General features: G+C 57.3%; 12 protein-coding genes and 4 pseudogenes. 7 read left to right on the forward strand and 9 right to left on the reverse strand.

The window, feature by feature from the left end:
• Window positions 1-9 precede the first annotated feature (9 nt).
• The 6 genes from NKI73_RS15455 to NKI73_RS15480 all read right to left on the reverse strand — a co-directional run bounded on the left by NKI73_RS15455 (window position 10) and on the right by NKI73_RS15480 (window position 12,133).
• Window positions 10-1,929: a site-specific DNA-methyltransferase gene (locus NKI73_RS15455; RefSeq protein WP_352631088.1), complete on the reverse strand. Its 1,920-nt coding sequence runs from the start codon at window positions 1,927-1,929 to the stop codon at window positions 10-12.
• A gap of 30 nt (window positions 1,930-1,959) precedes the next feature.
• Complete coding sequence (locus NKI73_RS15460; protein WP_352631090.1) at window positions 1,960-2,841, reverse strand: HNH endonuclease; 882 nt, start codon at window positions 2,839-2,841, stop codon at window positions 1,960-1,962.
• Between the two features lie 142 nt (window positions 2,842-2,983).
• Complete coding sequence (locus NKI73_RS15465; protein WP_352631092.1) at window positions 2,984-3,754, reverse strand: DUF4391 domain-containing protein; 771 nt, start codon at window positions 3,752-3,754, stop codon at window positions 2,984-2,986.
• Complete coding sequence (locus tag NKI73_RS15470; protein WP_352631094.1) at window positions 3,751-6,972, reverse strand: helicase-related protein; 3,222 nt, start codon at window positions 6,970-6,972, stop codon at window positions 3,751-3,753. Before NKI73_RS15470 ends, NKI73_RS15465 begins: the two co-directional genes overlap by 4 nt.
• A gap of 395 nt (window positions 6,973-7,367) precedes the next feature.
• Window positions 7,368-10,865 carry an AAA family ATPase gene (locus NKI73_RS15475; RefSeq protein ID WP_352631096.1) on the reverse strand — a complete coding sequence of 1,166 codons (3,498 nt, stop codon included), beginning with the start codon at window positions 10,863-10,865 and terminating at the stop codon, window positions 7,368-7,370.
• A complete protein-coding gene (locus NKI73_RS15480; RefSeq protein ID WP_352631098.1) occupies window positions 10,862-12,133 on the reverse strand; it encodes a metallophosphoesterase family protein in 1,272 nt (423 codons plus the stop codon). Before NKI73_RS15480 ends, NKI73_RS15475 begins: the two co-directional genes overlap by 4 nt.
• Window positions 12,134-12,624: 491 nt before the next feature.
• Between NKI73_RS15480 and NKI73_RS15485 the strand changes: the two are divergent.
• Window positions 12,625-13,217, forward strand: a pseudogene (locus tag NKI73_RS15485) (recombinase family protein).
• A 275-nt stretch (window positions 13,218-13,492) separates the two neighbouring features.
• A pseudogene (locus tag NKI73_RS15490) lies at window positions 13,493-13,890 on the forward strand (transposase); the annotation flags it as partial.
• Between the two features lie 264 nt (window positions 13,891-14,154).
• Here the strand turns inward: NKI73_RS15490 and NKI73_RS15495 are convergent.
• Window positions 14,155-15,180 (reverse strand): IS110 family RNA-guided transposase, encoded by a 1,026-nt coding sequence (locus NKI73_RS15495; protein ID WP_352631100.1) that lies wholly within the window; start codon window positions 15,178-15,180, stop codon window positions 14,155-14,157.
• Window positions 15,181-15,253: 73 nt separating this feature from the next.
• Here NKI73_RS15495 and NKI73_RS15500 point away from each other — a divergent pair.
• Window positions 15,254-15,508: pseudogene (locus NKI73_RS15500) on the forward strand (transposase); the annotation flags it as partial.
• A 303-nt stretch (window positions 15,509-15,811) separates the two neighbouring features.
• Here NKI73_RS15500 and NKI73_RS15505 read toward each other — a convergent pair.
• Complete coding sequence (locus NKI73_RS15505; RefSeq protein WP_352631102.1) at window positions 15,812-16,150, reverse strand: hypothetical protein; 339 nt, start codon at window positions 16,148-16,150, stop codon at window positions 15,812-15,814.
• 544 nt (window positions 16,151-16,694) lie between these two features.
• On the opposite strand from NKI73_RS15505, the gene NKI73_RS15510 reads away from it, so the two are divergent.
• The 3 genes from NKI73_RS15510 (at window position 16,695) to NKI73_RS15520 (ending at window position 21,878) form a co-directional block, all read left to right on the forward strand.
• Entirely contained in the window at window positions 16,695-17,717 is a 1,023-nt protein-coding gene (locus NKI73_RS15510) for an NAD(P)-dependent oxidoreductase (RefSeq protein WP_352631104.1), read from the forward strand.
• A 12-nt stretch (window positions 17,718-17,729) separates the two neighbouring features.
• Window positions 17,730-18,818 carry a Gfo/Idh/MocA family protein gene (locus NKI73_RS15515; protein WP_352631106.1) on the forward strand — a complete coding sequence of 363 codons (1,089 nt, stop codon included), beginning with the start codon at window positions 17,730-17,732 and terminating at the stop codon, window positions 18,816-18,818.
• Window positions 18,819-19,172: 354 nt separating this feature from the next.
• Window positions 19,173-21,878 (forward strand): HAD family hydrolase, encoded by a 2,706-nt coding sequence (locus tag NKI73_RS15520; protein ID WP_352631108.1) that lies wholly within the window; start codon window positions 19,173-19,175, stop codon window positions 21,876-21,878.
• A 221-nt stretch (window positions 21,879-22,099) separates the two neighbouring features.
• Here the strand turns inward: NKI73_RS15520 and NKI73_RS33645 are convergent.
• Window positions 22,100-22,251, reverse strand: a pseudogene (locus tag NKI73_RS33645) (DDE-type integrase/transposase/recombinase); the annotation flags it as partial.
• Window positions 22,252-22,555: 304 nt separating this feature from the next.
• Here NKI73_RS33645 and ehuR point away from each other — a divergent pair.
• Window positions 22,556-23,944 (forward strand): MocR-like ectoine utilization transcription factor EhuR, encoded by a 1,389-nt coding sequence (gene ehuR, locus NKI73_RS15530; RefSeq protein WP_352631110.1) that lies wholly within the window; start codon window positions 22,556-22,558, stop codon window positions 23,942-23,944.
• The last annotated feature ends 261 nt before the right edge of the window (window positions 23,945-24,205 follow it).

Below are 24,205 nucleotides of genomic sequence, written 5' to 3' on the forward strand. Positions count from 1 at the left end.
GAACCCCTCCTACAGGCTGCGAACGTCGGTGATGCCGTTCTGACTGAGGATCGCCGCCATGTTGGTTTTGGCGACATCATCGGCGAAGCCCGAATCCTTGAACACGACGCGCGTGTCGACGGCAGGTGCAAGCGCCGTGCGCCACGTCACGATCCCCGAAGCTAGCGGCTCGACCACGTCCTTGCTCAACCCATCGGCAAGGCAGACGATCAGCGCACCCCCACCGATGGAATTCACGGACTTGCCGGCGATGCTCTTCGTCTCGATCGGCACGCAAAGATCGAGCCCGAGCTTCAACAGCAGCTCATAGAGCACGTCCTGCTCCTTGCGACCTTGGACGAGATGCTCAGCATTCTTCAGCAGGCTGCTTTCGAGATCGGCTGCGACCGGCTCCCACGCGCGGATATTCGATGATGCAAGCTTGAAGACGCGGAACCCAAAATCACCCTTGAAGAGGGGATTTTCTTCATCGATCCGCGCTGCAGAACGTCGGAGCCTTTCTTTAGTTAGTTCGGCTATAGTGCGAGGCTTTCCCAACTTATCGCAGAAATCCGATGCAACCTTTTGTTCTCTGTTACTGGGGTCGAGAGGCTCGGGAAGTTGGACAAGGACGTATCGGCGCTTTAGGTTCTCCGCAGCATTTTGCTTCAAAAGGGCGTGTCCGGTCGTTCCCGACCCGGCAAAAAAATCCAGAACGATATCACCATCCGCGGCGACCTGCTCAATGAGACTCGCAATCAGCGCTGTCGGTTTTGGGAACGCAAAGAGGTCAACGCCGAACAGTGAGCGTATCTCCTGGGTCCCATCTGCTGTATGTACACCATCAATAATCGACCGGAATGCAATGAACTCCGATCGCATCTCGCTCCGAAATTTCTTCTCGCGAGGTCTCCCGTCATCATTCCTGGGAAACAGAACTTTTCCCTCGGATATCAGCTCCGCCATCTTATCTTTCGAATATCGCCATCCCGTGGAGGCATTCGGGGGGAACACCCTTCCAGTCAACGGATCGACGACGTCGTAGTGAAGGTTTGGTCGCTGATCTCTCGTAGCAAGGCCGAGCATGCTACGGCTCATCCAATCCCCACGCGGATCACCGTCTGGATTTCCGAATTTCGACTCATCACGGCCCACACCCTTGAGCGAGAAGCCATCGTCCCGGGCATAGGCGACGATGTACTCATGGTCGGTTGATATGTTTGTGTTTGCGCGCGCATCAGTAAACTGACGAGCCTTCCACACAAATTGCGCGACGAAGTTTTCCTCACCAAATATGTCATTCAATATAGCGCGGAGATTCGCGACTTCACCGTCGTCGCAGGAAACTAGAATTACACCATCTGAATGGAGAAGGTTTCTTGCGAGCTTCAAACGCGGATAAATCATGTTCAGCCAGTCGGTGTGAAACCGGCCAGACGCTTCAGTATTCGACGAAATCTTTCGACCGCCTTCAACCTGCCCCGTAAGCTCAAGATAGTTCCTGACATTGTCGCTATAGTCATCAGGATAAACGAAATCCTTTCCCGTGTTATAGGGCGGATCGATGTATATAAGCTTCACCTTGCCGGCGTAGCTCTTCTGCAAGAGCTTAAGGACTTCGAGATTGTCGCCTTCGATCATAATGTTCTGGGTAGTGTCCCAATCGACGCTTTCGTCCGGGCATGGCAGTAGCGTGCCGGTGGACGGCGTCAGCGCGATCTGTCGCGCACGGCGTTTGCCATGCCAGTTCAGCCCGTATTTCTCGTCGCGCTCATCAACGACAGCACCCAGCAGCTCCCGGAGAACCCCGAGATCAATTCGCCCCTCCTTGAATGCCTCCGGGAAAAGGGACCTTAAGGACTCGAGGTTGTCCGCTACAATGTCGGCACTTTTGGTGATTGAGCTCCTTGGGTCGAGCTTCTCGATATTGGCCATCGTCACGCCTTCCATTCGCAGATGTTCTTCTTGTGTTGGGAGCAGCTAAGGGTGGAAAAGTCCGTAGTGATATTCGAGCGCTGCCACACTTGGGTGAAGGGCGGCCTTGGCCGGCAGCACGGGATGCTTGCCGTCGAGAGCTTCATACATCGATCCCTCTAGAAGCTTCGAAACTCTAACGACCAACTTCGTGGGCTCGATAGCAACGAGGGCGAGGTCGAAAAGTGTATGAACATCCGCTCGAAGCAAGAGCCCATTAGAAACCGCGTTCGTCTTTATCCCCCGATATGGACTGATATGCGCAGCTTCCAGAACCCAGGGCGTCTTGCAGCATGTTAAGGCGCATTGTCCGCTGTACGCGGAGATCAATTTGCGGCGAAAAGTCTGTTGCCCCAACCGCCGGATCACCGAAGCGATTATGCGCTTACGACCGTCGGAAATATTCTTCGGATCGAATTCTTCTGCGACAGTCGCGTCCCTTTGTATCTCAAATTCATCCAACCTACTTGTCTGTGGAACAAGTAGCGAATTGACAAACTCATGTGGCGCTATCGCAATTCCGATATTGTTGGAAAGAATCCCCTTTGGTCTGCTCGCAGGGCTCATCTTTCTCAAGCTGCTTTCAAGAGAAAACCGCGCGTGAAATGATTTTCCGCTCTTGAATACCAAGACGTAGGGCGGATCGCTGGCATCGTAAGTTGTGGGGAAACCGGCGGTCGATGCCCATGCGGGGTGGCGGTTGCTGTACTGATCACGGATTCGCCATTCACCACCTCTGCGCTTTGGATTTCCGCTAAAGGCTAGCTCTCCCACCTGTGTTCTTTCACGATCGGCGGCAGCTGAGATGGTTGCATCGGTCTTCCCCGAGGCACCTAGGAAGTTGTCGATGGGAAATTGGGCAGTGCGCACGCCAAGGGCTATGTGCATGGCTCCGCCTCCGCGGCCATACGGCGAAGCATTCCCGTTGATTGCCCTAAAATCTGTCGCACTAAGCCGCCGCCAAAGTACCGTGGAACTCATGTTGCCCCTCAGATCCATTCTCGTATTCGGATGTCCACGCGTTCCGTTCTCAAAGTTTTTTCTGGTGGGCTGCGATCTCGGCCTCCAAGCGCTGGATCTCTAAGTTGAGATCGACGCGCCGGTTCAGCTGCTTCTCGCGGGTGGCCTTGGCGCGAAGACCGATGATCTCGCGCATCAGCCGGGATTGGGCTTCGAGGGCTTCGCGGCGGCGCTCGATCGTCACGGCGTCATCGCTCGCTGCAAAGGCTCCGCTCAGCCTGGCGGCGCTGAGCGCTTCGATTCGGACCAGCCAACCCTCATACAAGGTCCATAGGTTGCGGCGGGACTGCTTGGCAAGGGGTAGACTTTCGAGAAACGCCTGTTCGTTGGGATTCAACTGTTCTTTGCTAATTCCAGCAATCGAAACGACGCGCTCGATGACGACTTTACCTGCTTCGTTTTGCGCATGGCGCTTGTGCGCCACCGATAGCGCGACACCCTGTTCGTCGGAGGTAACGAGAACCACTGGGTAGGGAATGGCGCGGTGGATCAATTCGATCAGACGCGCGGCCTTCGCATCAGGCCGAAAGGCACAGGCAGCGACCGCGATCTCAAGGTATTCCCGCGTATCATCAGCGAAGCTCGGCACGCCGATGGTGGTTGGCTTGCAGGCGGCAAGCCATTGCAGCTCGTCGATCCCGTCCTGAATGGCACGCTTGTCGGAGGCGGTCGGCGCGCCCTGTTCCACGAGAAGCTTCTTCGGCACCCGCGCATCCACGCGGGCTTCGGGCGGCAAGCCCAAAGCCTCGACAACTGCGAGGATGCCGGCTTCCGTCGTCACGCCGCTGCACCCCCGGCGTCCGGAAGCACCACAAGAAACGCGACAACCTCGAAGTCGTTGATCCCGGCAAACTCGCCCTTCATGGCGTGGGTACCGCCTGGCGAAAAGAGGCTCGCGACTGCCCGCTCTTCCTTCTTGCCAACGACGGACGCGACAGCCCGGGCGAGCAGTTTCTGAAATGGCTCCATGTCCCTGCCGAAGCGCGTCGCCTTGTCGAACCGGATGCTAGCTTCCGCGTCGGGCAGATCGCGGCCGAGGCTGAGCTTCTTCAAAGCATCCAGCACCTGCTTCCCCTGTGTGTAGGGAAGCTTGATTTCGCCGTCCTCGCCAACATGCACGACGTAGTGCGGGCTCAAGGGATAGCCCGGCTCCGGCGATTTCAGCGCCGCGTCGCCAACCGCGCGAAGGCAGAAGATCACGCCGGGCTGAATGCCCGTGTCGACGCTCGCGGCAGTGCTTCGCGGGGCCGACGTGACCGCATAAGTCGCAAGCGGCAGCGCTTCGAGGCGCTCCTTATTCTCCCGCAGATAGCCGGAAAGATCGATGCGGAAATCGTTTAGCGTGAGGTCAGCAATCGAGACGCCGCTCGACAGGTCTTCGAGGTCGATCACCGCGTCTTGCAGCTTCTGAAGTTGGGCGCGGCGGTATTCCAGATCGTTCATCTGGTTGCCGGCCTGAAACTCTATGACGTTCTCCTCGCCCGTCGCCGAAACGTCCAGCAGCACCATGCGACCGCTCACGCGGGATTCGAGATCGAGATACTCGTCCAGCTCCATGTTCGGCCAAAAGTTGACAAGCTGAATCTGCGTGTTCGGAGAACCGATCCGGTCGATGCGGCCAAACCGCTGGATGATCCGAACGGGGTTCCAGTGAATGTCGTAGTTGATCAGAAAGTCGCAATCCTGAAGGTTCTGGCCTTCCGAAATGCAGTCGGTGGCGATCAGCAAATCGATCTCGCCTTCGACCGCCATTTCCGCGGGCCGCTCCTTCGAGCGCGGCGAAAAAGCGCTGAGGATCGTGCTCATATCGCTGCGCATGCTCGGCATGGTGGTCTTGTTCGCGCCAGTGCCAGTGACCACCGCGGCGTTTAATCCCAACGTTCTTTTCGCCCAGGGCGCCAGCTCGCGGTAAAGATAATCCGCGGTATCGGCGAAGGCGGTGAAAAGAAGCAGCTTTCGATTACCGTCGTTGATCGGCTCGTGGGCTTTCTTGGCGATCACCTGCTTCAGTGCTTCCAGCTTTGCGTCCCGATCAGCCGTCACAGAGCGGGCCGCTGATAGAAGCGTCGCGAGGCGGTTACGGTCCTCGATGAGGTCCTGCCGCCAACGCACTCGGTCAACGTCCTGAAGCAGCACCTTCACCTTTCGCCCGACGAGCAGAGACTCGAACGCAGAGTCGTCAACGTCGATGTCGTCGATCGTCGCTTCTTCAACCGACTCATCGTGCGCGTCGATCTTCGAAAGTAGGCCCTCAACGTCGGCGAGCTGCCGATTGATGGTGAGAGCGAATGAGGCAACCGAACTCTCCATGCGCTTCAGGATGTTCACCCGAAGAAGGTGGATCAGGCTTTCCTCGCGATCGACCTGCCGAAAGAAGCTCTCGCCACCGCGGATTTTCGTGCTGTATTTTTCGTCGTAGGCCGCCTGCTTGTGCGGAAGCACGTAGCGCAAGGGCGCATAGGCGCTGAGCGTCAGCCGCCGGATCTCGTTGTTGATCTCGCGGATGGGCCGGAATTCGCCTGCCAGATCGACGTCCGCCTTGATATTGAAGGGCCGAAGCCGCTCGGGGAATTGCCCGGTCTCGGCCGTGCCGTAATAGCGCTGAACGTGCTTACGCGACCGCGCGATCGTCAACATGTCCAGAAGCTTGAAATAGTCGAAGCCCAGCATGTCCATCAACCGCGCAGGACGGCGTTCGGCCTCCGGCAAATCGAGCCAGCGGTTGAACTGCGCCTGGGCTTTCCTGATCGTCGCCTCGATGCTTGGAATACCGTGGCCGATCAGCGCTAGATCGTTGCCCTCGGTCATGAACGCGATCTGGTTCTTCAGGTCCGCCAGGCGACTGTTCACCGGCGTCGCGGATAGCATGAGCACCTTGGTTTTCACGCCGGCCTTGATCACCCGCTTCATCAGGTGGTCGTAGCGTGTGTCGCGGTCCTTGTGCGTCGCCTTGTTTCGGAAGTTGTGGGACTCGTCGATGACGACGAGATCGTAGTTTCCCCAGTTGACGTGGGAGAGGTCGATATCTCCCGACAATCCGCCATCGCGGGATAGATCGGTGTGGTTCAGGACATCGTAGTTGAGGCGATCCTCGGCCAGGACGTTCCGCCGGTCGTTGGCCTTGTAGAGCGTCCAGTTGTCCCTCAGCCGCTTCGGGCAAAGCACGAGAACCCGATCGTTGCGAAGCTCATAGTACTTGATGACCGCCAACGCCTCGAACGTCTTACCGAGGCCGACGCTATCGGCGATAATGCAGCCGCCGATGCGTTCTAGCTTATCGATGGCACCCACTACGCCATCGCGCTGGAACCGGAACAGCTTCTTCCAAACGATCGTGTTTCGTATGCCGGTCGCGGACTTGATGATCCGCTCTTCATCGAACTCGTCGCCGAGATCCTTGAATAGCTGAAACAGTATCTGGAAATAGAGAAGCGACGGCGCGCGCTGGGAGCCAGCCTCTTCGAGCAAACCGACAAGTTTGTCCTTTGCCGTCGAGCCCGCCTTGATGCCATCCCAGTTCGCCCGGAACCAGTCGGCAAACGCAGCGGCTTCCTCGTCCTCGTCCGAAGCCTGAACCAGCCCGAGTTGACCGCCTGGCGTGATCCCGAGGCCTTCGGTGGTGAAGGAGCAAGTGCCGAGCAATGCCCGCCGCGTTCCCGTCCCCTGAACGACGATGAGCGACTGAGGTGGCGCCGAAGGAGCGCACCTGACCTCTGCACGCTTCTTGATCCAATCGGCAGCGAGCCGTGCAAGCCAACGGCCATGAAGCTGACCGCGAAAGGCGATATCGGCAGGGCCGCCGAAAAGCGCCTCCGCGAGTGCCGTTTCATCACCCAGCAGCAGGCGGCACTTCTCTGCCTTCTCGATGAGCTCCCGAACTTCCGCAAACGCGTGCACGGAAAAGCTCGGTGACATCAAATCAACGGACACGTCCTGGACAAGCCATTCGCGCAGTCGATCGACCACCCTTTCGTTGCCGCTATTCCGAATGAGCTTCATGCACACACACCCGATCAGGCCCGATCGAGCGAACACCTGCGCACAAGGCTAACTTAGGTGCCTCCCTCCCAGGCGAAAAGCAACTATAACGAAAACACGCTCCAGCACGACCCCTTCTCGATAAAGTTTCCGCAGATCCTGCGACGGCAGGCGGAATAACTCTTGGAAAACGGATCTTCAGGTAACCGGTGTTACGGGGGCACCTTCGGCGATCAGCCTGAGGGGCGATGGAGCCTTTGAGGGCTTCGACATATGACGATTTCAGAGCCTAAGTTTACATGATGGGCATGGTTGACGTGGAGAAATTCGTCGCCACGCGGCTCTCAGACCGGTGTTGGGCCATCGCGGTCGTGTTGCCGATACTTGGATAGCTATCCGGTTTCTGTGCCTGCCCATCAGGCCGCACGGCTTTCCAAGACGAGCGGCGGCGCCAACTCGTGTATGCGCGCATTGGGACACACCCGCCTGGCGATATCACAAAGATGCTGGTGATGCGTCAGGTAGATCACCTGACCCACTTTCGCCATGTCGGCGAATAGCCGGAAGGCTTCCTCGGCACGGAAGTCGTCGAACGTCTCCATGATGTCGTCGGCGATGAAGGGAACAGGGGTGCGAGATTGGGCGAACTCGTGATAGCCGGCCACTCTGAGCGCGAGATAGAGTTGGAAGCGCGTTCCCTTTGACATTTCCTGCGCCAGCTTGGAACTCCCATCAGCCCCGATGCCAATAAGCACTTCGGTGTCCTTGTCAGGCTGGGTCGCCAGACCGCGATAGGCGCCGCGGCTGATCACCTGAAAAGCCTCCGAGGCGCGAACCATCATCGAACTGCGATGCTTGTCGCGGTAGAGGCGCAAGGCTTGCTCGGCCGCGACGATGCCGGCCCTAAGGCGGAAGTAGCTGAACGCCTTATCCTCGATTTCCAGGAGGACCGTGCGCCGTTGCTCTTCAAGAGCAGCCACGGCACTCTCGCCGTCGACGGCATCCACCTCGTCGGACGCTTTGCTGTATGCCGTAAACAGCTCCCGTACGCGCCGATCCTGATCCTCAAACCGGGCCCTGAGTTCTACCTGCTCGACCTCCAGCGCAGGCCGATCCGCGGCATCAAGCATCTGTTCGACATCGGCCATGTCCTGGATTAACAGCGCCTCTCGGATTTCGCGTTCGATGGTATCGGACCGCCGGCGCAAGTCTCTCCTCTGCTCGATCATGCGCAGCTTCTTCTCTACCTCCTGCAGCGAAGATACTCCGAACAGCTGCGTCATTTCAGATTTGCGGCGCTCGCAAATCGCGATTTCAGCCTCCAGGTCCCGGTTTTTGAGAATCTGATCCTCGAGAGCAAGGTGCTTGGATTCCCTTTCTGCCTTTTTCGCCCGAGCCTCTTCCACTCTGGCGGACATCAGCGCCCAGAGTCTCAGGGCACTCTCTGCTGATCGGTCCAATCCGAGTTCCGCAGCCATGACGGACAGTTCGCGCAAGAAGGCTGCCTGATCTTCCTCCATCTTGGCGATGCGATCTGCCAAGCCGGCTTGCCGTTGAGTGGCCGGGCCAAGCTCGGCAAGTCTGTCCAATACCTCCTTGACGGTTGCGAGGCTGGGGATAGTTCCTCCTGCGCCGAGCCAACAGCTCTTGCAAACCTCAGCCCATGACGCGTCCCATTGCGCCTCGTCGGCAGTTGCCGTTTCAAGGGCTGACTGGCGGGAAGCCTGCTCCCTTTCGCAGCGTTCAAGTTGCTCCCTCAAGTTCTTGTGTTCGACTTCAAGATCAACGGCGAACTGGGCCCTGGCCAAAAGCGCTTCGTAGGAGTCAGAGTGATCCTGGGAAACGGCTGCCGCCGATAATGCCGCCGAGAGCCGGTTGCGCGCAGCCGAGCCGTCCGCTTCCGCCTGGCGTAAGTCACCTTCGGCCTCCCGGAGCAAGTCGGCTGTGGCGAGGACCATTTCGCGGCGTCCCAGCCATGCCTCAAGCCCACCTAGCTTGATCTCGCCAGAAACGGTCAGAGCCATTTTCCGAGCGGACTCCAGAATTTCGGCCCTGATAGCTTCGCGTTTCGACTTCGCCGCGTTCAGCAACTCCGCTGAGCGATCCAATTCCGCTTCCGCGACGGCGAGCCTCTGATAAGTTTGATTCAGCTTCGCTAGGTCGCTCATCTGTCCCAGCCGTACGCTGGTGATCAGGTCGTCTTTCCGCAGCTCGATCTCAAACGCCGCAGCGGTCGATTCATCGAGCGCGTCACGATGCGTAGCCCATGCCGCTTCACGCGCTGATCGCGACGTCGCTGCCTCAAGATCGTCCACGACGCCGGTGGAATTCTTCAATGCATCCAGTTCGGCTCGCAAACACCGCAGCTCACTCGTGAGGCGCCCGCTGTCATCGCTGTAGCGATCGATCTCGGCTTCCGCTTTAGACAGAGCTGATTTCCAGGCCTCCAGCTCAGAAGGTGCCGGCACTCTCATTTGCCGTACCTGGTCAACGCTTTCACCCCACGGTCGGAGTTCCGACATCTGCTGCGCCAGTGTTTCTTTAAGATCCACACGGGAGCGTTCGGCGACGCGGCGACGGGCGGCATGATCGTTCTCTCGAAGAGCCGAGAGCTCCCTCGCCAGCGCCGCAATGGCTTTGCCGTTTATGGAGGCAGCGGCTTCGCTCGACAGCTTGCTCCGCAACTCGATCAGACGGCGGTTCGCCTCTTCGGCTTCGCGCTTCGCGTTTTGAAGTGTCGCGTCGATACCGGAGCGGCGTTCAACGAGATCTCTGATGCTCCCAGAAATGCGACTTCCGAGCATCAGGCTGCTCGGCTCATCTCCTTCAGGGCGTTCGAGAAGCCGCAGAATATTCGCAATTTCCCGGTCGACTTCCATCAATTGCAGGCGACGGTCCAGCAGATCCCTTTCAGCGGTGACATAACGCGCGTGCAGCTCGCCGATAGCATCCATCCTTTGCCCCAAGGTGAGCGCGATGTCGTCAACGGCAATGGCATTGAGCCCTTTCTCAATCTCGGCGATGGACGCTTTCGCCGTCTCCCGCTTCACAGCAAGCTCGATGTCTTCCTGATGAATTACCGGAAGTTGGTTTCCCCACGAAGGCGGCCCTTCGGGAACATCTTGCAACTCAGCGAGACTGTCGCGGATGTCCCGCAATTCCGCCAGTCGTGGCAGTGCGGTCAGCAGGTTCTTAATCTCGTCAAGCCGAAGCTGCGTCCGGGTTCGGTCGGCCATCGCTTCGTCATAGTGTGCCAGTGACCGCTCCTTGGTTTCCACCATCTGGCGGTAATGGGTGGCGAGCGTGTCAATCTGCTCTTTTCGCTCCTTCAGATCGGAAAGCCGACTTTTCAAGTCGCCGATTTCACTGCTTCGGGCACGGAGTTTGAAAAGGCCGTCGGCCTGCGAACGCAATTCAACAAGTGTCTGACTTAGTGCGGCCAAACCTGTGCTTGCCGAAAACAGAAGCTGTCCGAGATCACCCTTGCTGGCCAGGATGCTCTTCCCGCCTTCCTCAAGGGTGTCATCGTCGAGGGAAAACATCGCGCAATAGACGTCCCGCTCAACCCCACCAAGCTCGCCGAGTATCAAATGCTCGCCGATCGGCTGATCGCCCGGACCGAGCAGACTGCTTTGGGGCTTCTTGATCCGGACTAGCTCACGGGCAACACCACCGATGTCCAATGCGGCCCCGATGCGCATCGTTGAGTAAGGATGGAGGAAATCATAGCGGCTGCGGGACTCGATGCCGAAGAGAAGGTCGAGGAATGCAGATAGGGCGGTCGATTTGCCCGCCTCGTTCGGACCGTAGATGATATGTAGATCTGGACGGCCCGGCTCCACAGGCCCGAAGTCGATGTACTTGTCTGTGAATTTGCCGTAGCGGGTAAGGTCAAGCCGGTTGATGCGCATCATGCTACCTCATTCTGCTTCCGACGATGGAGCCGTGCGAGCACATCTTCGACCCCCTCCTGCGCGAGCAGGCGCAACGTCGCCCGAAACTCCTCCTGATCAGCACCGAAAGTACCTCTGCTTTCAGGTGGCAGATGACCACGAAGCTCCTCCCCAATATCGATGAGCGCCGCATGGTAAGCGTCCGAACCGATGATCTCGCTTCCGACAAGCTCCCGAAGTTCGACGAGTGGATCTCCGTTGGTCCCATCCGCAGAAACGAGGTCGGTGCACTGGATCTCCACTTTCTCGATCCAGGTCCGGCCAATGACAGATGCCCTGTGCTCGGCTTCGGTCTTGATGAGGTCGACGTCGTTACGGAGCTGCCATGCGAGCGGCGTTCGTCCGGTGAAGGAAAGCCGGACCACAAGGTGATCGGAATTTGCAGCTTCCCGCGCGGCCCCCAGGTTGCCCGCTACCGTGGTCACCATGTGACGCCAATCTGCGATGCCGTCGAGGTCGATCACGACGCGCTCGAATTGGGCGATGCTGGTGAACCTTTCCTCAATGTGGACGGTTCGGTCATCAGCGATCGTAACAAGACTCACCGATTTCGGACCAGATTCGTTGATGTCGCGCCCCTGGGGCATGCCAGGCATCACGATCGTGCAGCGTCCGTTACTGATTGATCGCTTGTGAATGTGACCGAGCGCCCAATAGTCGAACTCTGTCGCCTCCAGATCCGAGACGTCGCAGGGTGCGTAGGGATCGTGCCCCCGCGTTCCTGCGAGGCTGGTGTGCAGAAGACCGATGTTAACAGCGCCCTCGATCCGTGGTTTGTACTTTCCCACCAGATTTTCGGGACACTGGGCCTGCGCAAAGCTAAGCCCGTGAATAACCACAGGGGCCGCTTGATCCAATTCGAGCGAGATAGCCTCCGGGCGCCCACCGTAGACTTTTACGGTTTCCGGGTATGTTAGTTCTCTGGTGATCTTCGACAACGCATCGTGGTTGCCTCGGATGATGAACACCCGCACTCCGGCTTGGTCCAGTCGGCGGATTTGCTCGGAAAGGAACCGCGCAGTTTTCATGGAGGTCTGATCGCCATCGTAGAGATCACCCGCGAGAAGAAGCGCGTTGACCTGCTCGGATAGGCAGAGATCGACGATATTGACAAAAGCACGCCGCGTCGCGTTGCCAATCAGTTCGCCTAGTTCCGGGTTGCGCAGCGCCAGCGACCGAAGAGGCGAATCCAAGTGAACGTCCGCCGTATGAACAAATCGAAAAGCCATGCCCTCACCTTTTGCCTTCGCGTGAGAAGGCTTTGATTCCCCGAAACAGATACTGGGCTGCGCTTAGGTGTCTGCCTAGGCTGCCAATCCCTCGGGATTTCAGGTTTCCACAGGCTAATGACAGAATCTGTCACCAGGCGGGGATCGTGTAGTTCCCGCGGTTCAAAGCTGTTTAGGAAATTGCATTCTATGGAAGCGAGGGAAAGTCAGAGCGCTGGTGCGTCTCGACCATTCTGCGAAGGGCCTCCGGCCGCCTCGCCTACGCCATGACTGCTGGTGAGCTGGCGCAGGCCGAAACCTCATACGCGGCGTAGTGATAGATGTGTGCTCTCGGGAACCGCTTCAGACGGTCCTCGAAGAAGACCATCAGCTGCCGCAGCGGAAAGGTCCGATTCCGTACACGGCTAAATTGACCTGTCCACAAATTACCTTGACAGGCTTATGAACAGTTCCAATGTTTCGGACATCCTATTCGGACGAAATTGACGCTAATGCCGCGCACCTTCGCCTATGTCCGCGTCTCCACGACCGGGCAGACCACCGAAAACCAGATTCAGGAAATCGAAGCTGCAGGCTTCCAGGTCCAACCGCACCGGATCGTCAACGAGACGGTTTCCGGAAGTACCGCCATTGCGGAGCGCCGCGGCTTTTCCCGGCTCATGGACAAGCTGGAGTCCGGGGACATTCTGATCGTGACCAAGCTCGACCGGCTCGGCCGCGACGCCTCGATGTCAGCACCACGGTCAAGACGCTGGCCGAAATGGGGGTGCGCGTCTATTGCCTCGCGCTTGGTGGGGCCGATCTCACAAGCTCTGCCGGCACAATGACCATGAACGTGCTCAATGCCGTCGCACAGTTCGAACGGGATTTGCTGATCGAGCGGACACAGTCCGGCCTCAAGCGTGCGAAGTCAGAAGGAAAGACCCTTGGCCGCCCTACGATGCTCAGCGAGAAACAGAAGCAGGATGTGCGCGACGATCTCGCGACAGGGATGATCGTTTCGGCTGTCGCCAGGAAATTCACGACCAGCCGGCAGACGATCATGCGAGTACGAGACGAAAGTTCACCCTCCGTTCGACCTTAGCGCGGGATTTTTAACTGCTCTTGTCCTGACCCCTGGATGGTGGTTGGCCAGGCAATGCCCAGCAACCCCGCACACACGGTTCGCGCGCCCAAGTTTTCGGCTCGCACAGGTAAAACACCGGTGCTGTCGCCCCAGGAGGCGCGCCAGCTGCTCGACAGTATCCCGGCGGACAACCATCATCGGACTTCGCGATCGGGCGCTCATTGCCCTCATGACCTATTCCTTTGCGCGCATCGGCGCCGCGATCGGCATGGAGGTACGCGACCTCTTCGTGCCGCAGCGCCTTGAGCGCCTGGCTTGGCGGCCACGGCTGGACGTCCAAAAAAAGTCCGCACATGCACTGGAGCAGGACCGTCCGGACATCCTGAAGCGCCGTCGCTCCTGGTTCGACGGCCAGCTAGATCTCGACCCTGCGAAGCTCGTCTTCATTGATGAGACCGGCCTGTCCACGAAGATGGCCCGCCTGCGCGGTCGTGCTCCACGCGGCGAGCGCTGCCGGGCCGGCGTGCCGCACGGCCATTGGAAAACCACGACCTTCACCGGAGCGCTGCGGCTGACGGGAATGACCGCGCCCTTCGTCTACGACGGCGCCATGAACGGCAACGTGTTCCTGGCCTATGTCGAACAGGTCCTGGTCCCGACCCTGACGACGGGCGATGTCGTCATCATGGACATGTGTGGACGCCCCCATCGATGCAAGAAGAATCTTCTACAAAGAGATCGGAGCGTGGTCGGGTGCTGACATGTGTCCGGCCTCTGATGCGACGTTCGACATGCCGCGGGCCCGTATGGGAGTTCGCGGAGCGGGTCCAATTCAATCTCGCGTGCTCAACGCACGTATCCATGATCTGGTTTTCCCGATCCCGTCTCGTTGACCGTTGCGCCATACTCTCCGTTTGACCTTCTCACACTTTCGAGGCCTTCTGGCCGAGCGGAACTAACCCGCCACGGCTGGCGCCCGATAAGTTCCGCCTTTCGCCATCAGTGCCCAGACGATGCGTGCAGTTTTGTTGGCAAGCGCGACGATCACCAACATGGGCGGCTTGCGGCCCAAGATGCGCATGAGCCATGGGTCCGCAGATTTCCCCTTCCGCATTGCCCAGCGTACGGCCGCGCTGGCCCCTATAATCAGCAGCCTGCGTAGCGGTCGCTCGCCCATCCGAGACGTCTCGCCGAGCTTCTGCTTTCCGCCCGTGGAGCGTTGCAGCGGCGTAAGGCCAAGCCAGGCCGCGAAGTCGCGCCCTCTCTTGAAGGTCTGAGCCGACGGAGCCAACGCGGCGAGAGCTGTCGCGGTGATCGGCCCTATACCGGGGATCGTCATCAGTCGCCTGGCTTCCGTGTCTTCCTTGGCGCGCCGGGCGATCTCGCGGTCGAGCAAAGCCATCCTCTCGTCCAACGAGCGCAATTGCTCCACGAGCAGGCGCAGGATCGAGCGGGCGACTTCGGGAACAGCGGAACCCTTGTCCTCTATCGCGGCCAGAAGCTTGGCCACATGGAAGAGGCCTTGCGCGGCCACCATCCCGAATTCGGCAAGATGGCCGCGTATTGCATTGATGGTTTGGGTTCGCTGCCGCACCACGAGATCGCGGACGCGAAAAACAATGGCCGCAGCTTGCTGCTCTTCGCTCTTCACCGCCACGAACCGCATGGTCGGCCTCTGTGCGGCTTCGCAGATCGCCTCCGCGTCAGCCGCATCGTTCTTCTGCCGCTTCACGAAAGGTTTGACGTAGCCCGGCGCGATCAGCCGGACGCTATGCCCAAGTCCTGAAATCTCCCGCGCCCAGTAATGGCTGCTGGCGCAGGCCTCCATCGCAACCGTGCAAGTCGGCCGCTCGGCGAGGAACCGAAGCACCTGATCACGACGCAATTTCTTGCGGAACAGGGCGATTCCCGATGCATCCGCACCGTGCGCCTGAAAAACGTTCTTCGCTAGATCCAACCCGATTATGTTAACTTCCAACATGGACGCCTCCTTCAAGTGATGATCACGACACCACTTTGGCACAGCGATGCCGCCAGGGGGCGTCCACCCCATCAATCTGCCTGCCCACAAGGCGGCCGGCGTGAGAGACGCGATCGAGGCGACAGGCGCGAGCCTGCTCTACCTGCCGCCCTACAGTCCAGACTTCAATCCGATAGAAAACGCCTTCTCAAAGCTCAAGGCGCTCATGCGCGCCAAGGCCGAGCGGACCATCAAGGCTCTGTGGGACGACGTAGGTAACATCCTCGACAAGTTCACACCGGACGAATGCGCCAATTACTTCAAGGCCGCAGGATATGACCCAGATTAAACAGGACGTGCTCTAGGGTATCGCGTGGCACATGGCCTCGGCTGGATGACGAGAGGTCGACAAGTCTCCGATCGCTCCGAGAGGTTGCTTTCTTTCTTTACAGCTCTTGAAACGCTGCTCACATCCCACGACAAAAAATGACCCTATTACGCAGACCATTAGCCGCCATGTGGCAGTGATCTACACTCAGGACGTGAAGACACGCGTTGCCGTTCAAGAAAAGTGCGATTGCGAGGGTGATCCAGAATCTAACGTCAACTCCGAAGACCCACGACGCTATCCAGGTTAGCGCAACGACGAAGATCATCGCAAACCAGCTGTCAGCGACATCATTCCACCTGCTCTTGTACCACGCAAGAAACGCGCCCTCGTTCCTGTCTCGGTCTTCGGCAAAGGTGCAAAATGCGGACCCGACGCCCGCGCCAAAACCTGCCTCGGCGAAGTATGAAAGGAAGATGTTGGTTGTCCGGCGGCAAACATCACAAATCCCAGCTTTAGTAGCAGCGTCGATTTCCCCGCCTTCACAAAGGCTCGAGGCCAGCGAGGACCATTCTCAATCGACAATGGATCGAGGTCCGTCCATCTCTTGGCGATTGCGAGCAGCACCGTAAGGGGAATCCAGTACGACAACAGCTCGGTCATGGCTTCCCCGTTTCCCACTTCGTCCGAGGTTGGTGGCGGTTGCTACCTAACCGCGAAAAAGGGAGGGGGAGCCAGACTGTTCGGGAAATGTTTTCCCAAACGGCGACCGCGAGGGATGTCCAACGGAATTTTCGGCAGTGTCCTCCCGCGTGGACGCCGGAGCATCACTCTCCGCTTTGTTCACTACATGGAGCATCCGGACATCAAGGAGGCTCTTGCCGTGGGGTGTATCTGCGCGGAGCACATGGAACAGGACTATGTCGGGCCGCGTGAACTCTCGCACGTCTCGCAGAGCTGCGACGGCTCGCCCAAATCATCGATGTCTACATCATTTCAGGCGAGGCAATGCGCCCTACTGTCGGGTTTGTCGAGTCCCCGACACGGTGATGTCTCTGGCTGGCATGCCGCCGCGCTCTCAGTGAAGCCATTGAATAATACGCAGAACAGTTGAACAGTTTTCCTGGGCCGCTTCCTGTGCAGTTGGCACGACTCTTGATGTTCGTTGTACGGCGGCAAACGCCGCTAAATGGCATAGTGAGGATACGTGACCCAGATCAAAAGCGCGATCATCGTCAATCCCTGTTTCGACGGCGTCTGGCCTTTCTCGGCCAATTACTGGCGCGACCTTTGGCGCGAGGCAGGCCCTGTGGAATTTTTGCGTCGTGACGGCACCGAACTCACAACATTCTTCCAGGACGTCCAGTCGGCCGACACCCGTCGTCTCGCGCTGCTCGGCGCTGAAATTGACTTGCAGGGCCTGGCAGCCTTCCCCCAACTCGAAGAGATTGGTCTCGGAGAGGTCGAGCTAAGCAAGGAGGTCGTCGAAGAAGCGCAGAGGCGGTCTATCAGAATCTACGCGCCCACTTCTGAAGGCTATTGGGGCCAGTCAGTGTCTGAGTTCGGCTTGGCACTTACGCTCGGGGCTCTGCGTCGCATTCCGCAAACTCACCATCAGATCCTGACCGACCTGTCCCCGTGGGATTATGAGCCGGCCGCCAGCGGTCCCTGGCACGGCAAAAGAGGGTCGCAATTCGGCGACGATGCAAATTTCACGAACGGCACGATTGCCCGGAAGCGCGTTCGTGTCGTCGGCGTCGGCAACATTGGAAGCCGCTTCGCTTCGTTCTGCCATATGCTCGGCGCGGATGTGGCAGCCTGGGATCCCTTCGCTCAAGACCCTTGCTTCCATGGGGCTGGGGCTCGTCGTGAGTGGCATCTGTCTCAATTGGTGCAAGACGCTGAGATTTTTGTACCGATGCTTCCGCTGACGGATTCCACCAAGGGTCTCGTTACCGCTCCATTGATCGAAACTTTGCCAAAGGGTTGCTTGGTCGTACTCGTGACGAGGGCGACAATCTGTGACGTTCCAACGATCCGCCGACGCGTTCTTGCCAACGAGTTGGCGCTAGCGGCCGATGTGTTCGACATCGAGCCGTTGCCCCTCAACGATCCACTGCTGGGGCGTGACAACGTTGTCCATACTCCTCACAACGCTGGCCGCACAATCCATGCCAATGAGGAGTTTGTTCACAGCATCATCAGGCAGTTCCGCCCAGTTGATGTTTGAGGCGTTACGAGGATGGCATCGAAAAAGCTCAATATCGCGATCGTAGGGCTCGGCTTTGGAAGCCGGTTCGTCGACATCTATCGGCAGCACGCGGACGTAGGTAACATTACACTGTGCGACCGGCGGCAATCACGTCTCAGGGACCAGAAAGCAAGTTTCGGTATCACTCGCCTTGCGAACAATCTCGACGAGGTGCTGAGTGATCCGGAAATAGACGCGGTTCATCTCTCGACTGGTATCCCGGACCACGCCCGTCAGACGATTCAAGTTCTTGGAGCAGGGAAACACTGCGCCTGCGCAGTTCCGATGGCGACCTCCATCAGCGAGATCCAGGCTATCATCGCGGCTGTCCACAAGTCCGGTAAGAAGTATATGATGATGGAGACCCAAATCTATTCGCGGGAATTTTTCCATGTGAATGAACTCGCTCGACAGGGTGTTTTTGGACGAGTTCAGTTCCTACGCGGGGCCCACTATCAAGATATGGAGAACTGGCAGCCCTATTGGGCCGGTTTGCCGCCCATGTGGTATGCGACCCACGCCGTCGCGCCTTTGCTTGCTCTCACGCAAAGACGTGCGATGAAAGTGCACTGTTTTGGCAGTGGCCATCTACGGGAGGAGCTGCATAAGCCTTACGAGAATCCGTTCCCCATAGAAACTGCCATCTTCTCCCTGGAAGGCGATGAACCGCTGGCTATGGAAGTCTCAAGGGCACTTTTTCATTCGGCGCGGGCCTATTCGGAAGCATTCACGGTTTACGGAGAGGACGCAGCTTTCGAGTGGCAACAGATCGAAGATGAGGCGCCAGTGCTCTTCCGCTTGTCAAAACTAGGGGAATTTCCTGGTGCCAGACGGTCCGAGGCCGAGCGCATAAGTTTGCCTAGCTTCTCGCACTTACTGCCTGCCGAATTGATCCAGTTTGCTGACGGTCATAACGGGGGAGCTTACCCACACCTCGCTCACGAGTTCGTTCGGAGTATTGTCGAGAATCGGCGACCGTCAATTGATGAAGTAGCTGCGGCGAACTGGACCGCACCCGGCATTTGCGCACATGACTCGGCAATTCAGGGCGGTGCCGCTGTATATATTCCGCAGTTTTGATCACCTCCTTAGGGCGCGGGGTTTCCGTCAGGCCTGAGTGGCGACTGGCGCGATAGTATGCGGAACCGCTCGGTCATCACCGCCACTGTCGGCAGGCTTGCTTTGGCGCTGTTCCACATAGGTCTCCACAGAGTCGACGCGACAGGGGAGCTGCTTGTCGTCCCACGGCGTTTTGTCGCGACTACCCGCGGTGACTTTGAAACACCCAAGTGTGGCGTTTCACCCGCGCGCAGCTCGGGCATCGCCATCGGTGCCGGTCTTCTCGATGGAATGGCACACCTGTTGCTCATGGTAGTGGACAACGAGTGAGACGTTCTCGGCCTAGAAAGATTGCGCTCGCGCGAAGGAGAGAATATGCAGCACATACTGAAGCGCATTGCCGCCAAGATAAAGCAAGCCGATATTGACCAGGAGTCTTTCGGACGATTCTGTATTGAGCATGAGCTTGATCCTGACATCTATGGCGGGATAGTTCCGCGTCTTCCAGAAGACGAAGTCTATGACAAAGTCTATCGGTTTATCGGCCACCCTGATGCAATGTTTCCAGACGGGGGCGGTCTAACAGAAAAGATCACCAAATGGCAAAAACCGGAGGATCGCCTCCTCTGGAGCGACATGCATGACACCGACCATACCGCGCAGATAACGGCGAAAGATATTCCAAAGGTCCTGGACGAATTTGGAGATTCCCTAAAGGTGCTCTCACTTGACTGTTTCGACACGCTGCTATGGCGCCAGACAGCGACTCCTAGAGACGTTTTTGCCGTGCTGGCCGATACGCCAATCGCGCGAAGGTTAGGGGTAACTCCTCACCAGCGAATTAGCGCTGCTGCGCGTGCCCGTCGAGCGAAGCTTTTAGAGAACGGATCCAGGGAAATCGATATTGGTGACATCTATCGGTCTTTTACATCACTCTCCAGTGAGGAACGGGAGCTATTGGCTGAGGCAGAAATCCGGACCGAAGTGAGTGTTTGCTTTGCATTCTCACCGTACGTAGAATTGATCAGGCTGGCGCACACCCGTGGTATCAAAATAATCGTCGTAAGCGATACGTATTTTCGCCAAGACGAGTTAAGGCGTCTTTTGGCTCGGCATTTGCCTGTGGACGTCATGCAGGCAATCAGCAAGGTTTACTGCTCTGTCGATTATGGGACATCCAAGAGCGATGCCCTTTTTCAGGTTGTAATTAGAGAGTGTGGGGTGCCTGCATCGCACCTACTTCACATCGGAGACGACGGTGTAGCCGATGCGCAAGCGCCGCGGAAATTGGGCGTACAAGCGCTGCATTTCGTGCCGTTTGATCGTGAGGTCGCTGAATTCTTGCGCCTCCAGCGCGCAGCATCATCGTTGATTGTGCTCGAACAGGCAGCACCGGCGGCAGTCATTCTGCCATGCTATAGTCCGTTCCGCCCAGTGTTTTCTGTAGCAAACCTGCATCAGTACACGCCAGAGACGCTGATCGGCTACATGTCGTTTGGCCCGGCGCTATACGCCTATGCCCGCTTTCTTATGGACGAGGTGGAGGCGCTACAACAACAGGGCAAGCGAGTAAAAGTCTTCTTTTTGTTGCGTGATGCTTATCTTCTTTCAGCCGCCTGCGAAGCCTATGCGCGCAAGCCCGTGGGCAAGCTGGTACGGATCCGCAAATTCCATGCTATTGCCGCCTCTTTCAAAACCCGCGCTGATATTGATCATTACATCAGCGGGATCGAGCCCGAATGCAACACTCTTCATGCCATCGCAAAACAGCTTTTGCTTCCGCCTAAACTGACGGAATTGTTAATACGAGTCGCTCATCAATCTGACGATCCAAAAACGGCGTTCCATCAGTTGCTGCACGAAGAGGATGTCTTGGAGTTGATCTTCAAAAACTCGTTTACTTTGCGCGCCCGTTTGAAGCGCTATATATCGAGGGAATTGGCGCCGGAGGAGGGCGATACCATCGTATTGGCGGACATCGGCTATAACGGCAGAACGCAGGAATATTTGTCTCGGACATTTAAGGACGAATTTAATATAGATATACTTGGAAGATACGTGTTCTCCTCAGACGAACCTTATAGGTCGGCGAACAGCAAAGCACTTATTACGTCAACATGGGATAATACGACTATCTTTGAGCAATGCTGCACTCTCAAGGAAGGAGCGGTAGTGAACTATGAATTTGACGGCGAGCCGATTATTACGGACATAGTGCTCAGTGAGAAGCAGTATGAGAAGATCGCCAAGGTCCACGCTGAGTGCTTGCGGTTCATCGATGATGCGAGGGCGTTTTTTACCACGTCTGATTTGACACACGAGTATTCTATGTTGCAGGGCGCCGCCCACGCAGCTCTATTCCGCAATGCCTACATGCCTGTTGAAGCGGAGTTGGAATATTTGAAAGACTTCCAGCACGACAAGTTTATGGGACCGGATCGCAAGAAGACGATCTACCATCTAGAAAGTGCTTGGAACAATGTGAGGCGCCTGCCCTCACCCTATCGGCTGGGCGCATATGAAACGCGGGGCTTGGGTCTTGACTTCACATTCAGTGGCTTGCTGCAAAGAAGATTTCAACTTGATCTAGGCCCAGACGATATGAATGTGCGGTTTTCACCTCTGAAAGTCTTGATAGGGAGCACACATGATACCAAAGCCTTCTTGCTTCGAGCACACCATCTGCATGACGGATATTTCTCCATTATGCTGCCATATGTAAGCGGCACCAGTGTGAAAATGCTCTTTGGCGAGCACTACGAATGGTTGCAAATCGCAGATATCCAACTTTTAAATAATGCAGGAAGGGTGTGTAGGAATGTGTCGTGTTCTCTCTCTCTCGAAGAAATCAACCGAGAGGGAGAGATTTACCAGTGCCTGTCACAGGCAAGTGTCGCGACAATACGTCCCAGTGATTTACAACAGTTAAAAACACCACATTACTTTCACGTGATCTTTCGCCCATTGGTTTCGAGGGCATCTGATTCCGCTGCGGAGACCAGGCCCGCCGCAATAAAGGAGGAAAATTCATGCGGGCCGCGCGACGGTGATTCGCTAGCTCGGAAGGGATTCGGAGGATAGAGAGTACGCCGGCGGCGACGATCGAACTGGGGGACTGTTCAGATCTTATGAGCAGTGGACAGCGACCGCCGCGGCGTTGTCACGTTGCTTGAATTTAGCCGCGTGAGGCCGATACCGCGCTTTTCAGGCAGGCGTGCACTCACGGCTTCCCGTGCGGCCATGGCTTGGCGTCGACGGATTCGAATTTGTGCTGCGGAACGGATTGGTCGGGGATGGGACAAAGAGATTTCGGAGAAGATCGACACGAAATGCTGCAATGAGGCGACCGACAGGAAACCCTGTCGCGTTCGTTCCCTTTTCGGAACGGTAGGTGAGAATTCTCCGCCCGGTTGTTCAAGCGTTTATGCGAGCGGTGTTCCGCGTGCGGCATGAGATGGCTGCGTCTTTCAGTAAGTCCCGGACACCGTTGGAGTGTACCCCCAGCTTGAGACAACGAAAATCGCGAACAGCTTCCCGTAAGGAGAGGAACCGGGGCATGGCCGACGGTTGCCATAAGAGAGTGACCCGGGATCGAAGGCATGGTCCCCAGTCGCCGGATCTATCGCAAGCTGACAAACTTCTGCGGCGGCATCGACTGGAATCTCGTACCCCAGACGTCGTTTCGGCCTTGCTACCTGGCGCGATCTCCACCGCATCAAAGTCTATGTCTGTTTGAATAATAATTTTGGAATATGTCAATGTGGATTCCAGACCTGTCTAATTCAGTCGGCCCGCGATATAAGGCAATCATCGACGCGGTTGAGCGAGCCATTGCTTCGCGATCCCTGCATCCGGGTGATCGTTTGCCTACCCACCGCCAACTCGCAGAGAGACTCGGCGTCAGCGTGCAGACCGTAACTCGCGCTTACGCCGAGGCGGAACGCAAGGGACTACTCTCGGGCAAAGTTGGTCGAGGTACGTTTGTTCAGTATTTCAGGCCGGAACAGCGTGCGCGGAATTATGCCGATAGCGAAGAGCCGAACGTACGGGACTTCTCAAACGTCGTGCCGGTGCTCTCCGAAATCCATATTGAGGTACTCAGGGAGGCGATGGTCGCGTCAGCCAAAGACGGCGCCATCCAGCGCATGCTCGAGTATCGGCCAACCCAGGGCATAGTGGAGCATCGCGAAGCTGGCGCCGGCTGGCTTGAGCGCAATGGGGTTCAGGCGAGTGCCGACAGCGTGATCGTAACGAACGGCGTCGCTCATGGGATCTGGACAGCAATGGCGAGCATAACCGAGCCTGGTGATGTGGTCGCCACCGAGGCGCTTGTGGACACGTCTATTACCACTAATGCCTCAATCCTGAAGCTCAGGCTCCGCGGCCTAACAATCGATCAGAACGGTATTATTCCCGAATCCTTCGAAGAGGCCTGCGAGCAAGAAAACATCAAGGTTTTGTGCATTACGCCCTGCTACAGCGCTCCCACCGTCTCCCTTATGGATGAAGCGCGTCGCGAGCGGATTGCCGAAATTGCGCGGCGCTATGACGTGGCGATCATCGAGGACGATGTCTTCGGTCCTCTAATACCCAAGCGACCGAAGCCCATTTGGTGCTTCGCTCCCGAACGCACTTACTACGCGACGAGCTTTACGAAGTGCGTGATGCCTTCTTTACGGACAGGATTTCTTGCAGGCCCCATTCAGGCAATACCTCGTCTAATTTCCCGCGCTCGCGCCACCGGATGGAGTGCGAACATCTGGACCGCTGACGTTGCTGCTCGCTGGCTGCAGGACGGGACAATTGATCGGCTGATCGAATGGCAACGACAGAAGCTCAAGACAAGATACGAGATCCTGAACTGCATACTCGGGGCGTTTAGCTATGAAGCAGAGCCATACGCGATGCATGCTTGGCTGACTCTGCCTGAATACTGGCGATCGACCCATTTTGTGGATTATGCACGATCTCTGGGGCTCCTTGTGAGCCCCCCCGATCCATTCATCATCGGACGAGCAGTCGAACCCCATGCGGTACGGTTGGCACTTGGCGACACAAATAGAAATGACCAGGACTTCAAAGAGGGTCTTGAACGTATTGCGGCCCTCCTGCGAGAACATCCCGATCCAATGAGCATTTCGTACTGATCCAGCCAAACTTATCGCGCAAAACAATCGTGGGCACACTGGAGAAGGCGTCACTAGAAAATCGAGGCTCTAAGCTGGACGACTGTAAGAGAAGGATGCTCAAGATACTACAAGCGAAAATGGCCCGGGTGGCCTTTCTCGTCGCTCAGCGACCCAATTCCTGTCGGTGAGCAGGATCAATCGGGTTATCGCCGGCGCCCTTCGAGACGGTGGATGACTGGCGACCAATGGGCCCTTATCCAAGATGCGGATCCAATCGGC

Origin of the sequence: Mesorhizobium sp. M0496, from assembly GCF_040321205.1 — a bacterium.
Taxonomy (GTDB): domain Bacteria; phylum Pseudomonadota; class Alphaproteobacteria; order Rhizobiales; family Rhizobiaceae; genus Mesorhizobium.

Excerpts from the sequence above, each read along its gene's own strand:
- NKI73_RS15455 (WP_352631088.1), bottom strand. The coding sequence starts at position 1,929 with ATGGAAGGCGTGACGATGGCCAATATCGAGAAGCTCGACCCAAGGAGC.
- NKI73_RS15460 (WP_352631090.1), bottom strand. The coding sequence starts at position 2,841 with ATGCACATAGCCCTTGGCGTGCGCACTGCCCAATTTCCCATCGACAAC.
- NKI73_RS15470 (WP_352631094.1), bottom strand. The coding sequence starts at position 6,972 with ATGAAGCTCATTCGGAATAGCGGCAACGAAAGGGTGGTCGATCGACTG.
- NKI73_RS15475 (WP_352631096.1), bottom strand. The coding sequence starts at position 10,865 with ATGATGCGCATCAACCGGCTTGACCTTACCCGCTACGGCAAATTCACA.
- NKI73_RS15480 (WP_352631098.1), bottom strand. The coding sequence starts at position 12,133 with ATGGCTTTTCGATTTGTTCATACGGCGGACGTTCACTTGGATTCGCCT.
- NKI73_RS15495 (WP_352631100.1), bottom strand. The coding sequence starts at position 15,180 with ATGTTGGAAGTTAACATAATCGGGTTGGATCTAGCGAAGAACGTTTTT.
- NKI73_RS15505 (WP_352631102.1), bottom strand. The coding sequence starts at position 16,150 with ATGACCGAGCTGTTGTCGTACTGGATTCCCCTTACGGTGCTGCTCGCA.
- NKI73_RS15515 (WP_352631106.1), top strand. The coding sequence starts at position 17,730 with ATGGCATCGAAAAAGCTCAATATCGCGATCGTAGGGCTCGGCTTTGGA.
- NKI73_RS15520 (WP_352631108.1), top strand. The coding sequence starts at position 19,173 with ATGCAGCACATACTGAAGCGCATTGCCGCCAAGATAAAGCAAGCCGAT.
- ehuR (WP_352631110.1), top strand. The coding sequence starts at position 22,556 with ATGTGGATTCCAGACCTGTCTAATTCAGTCGGCCCGCGATATAAGGCA.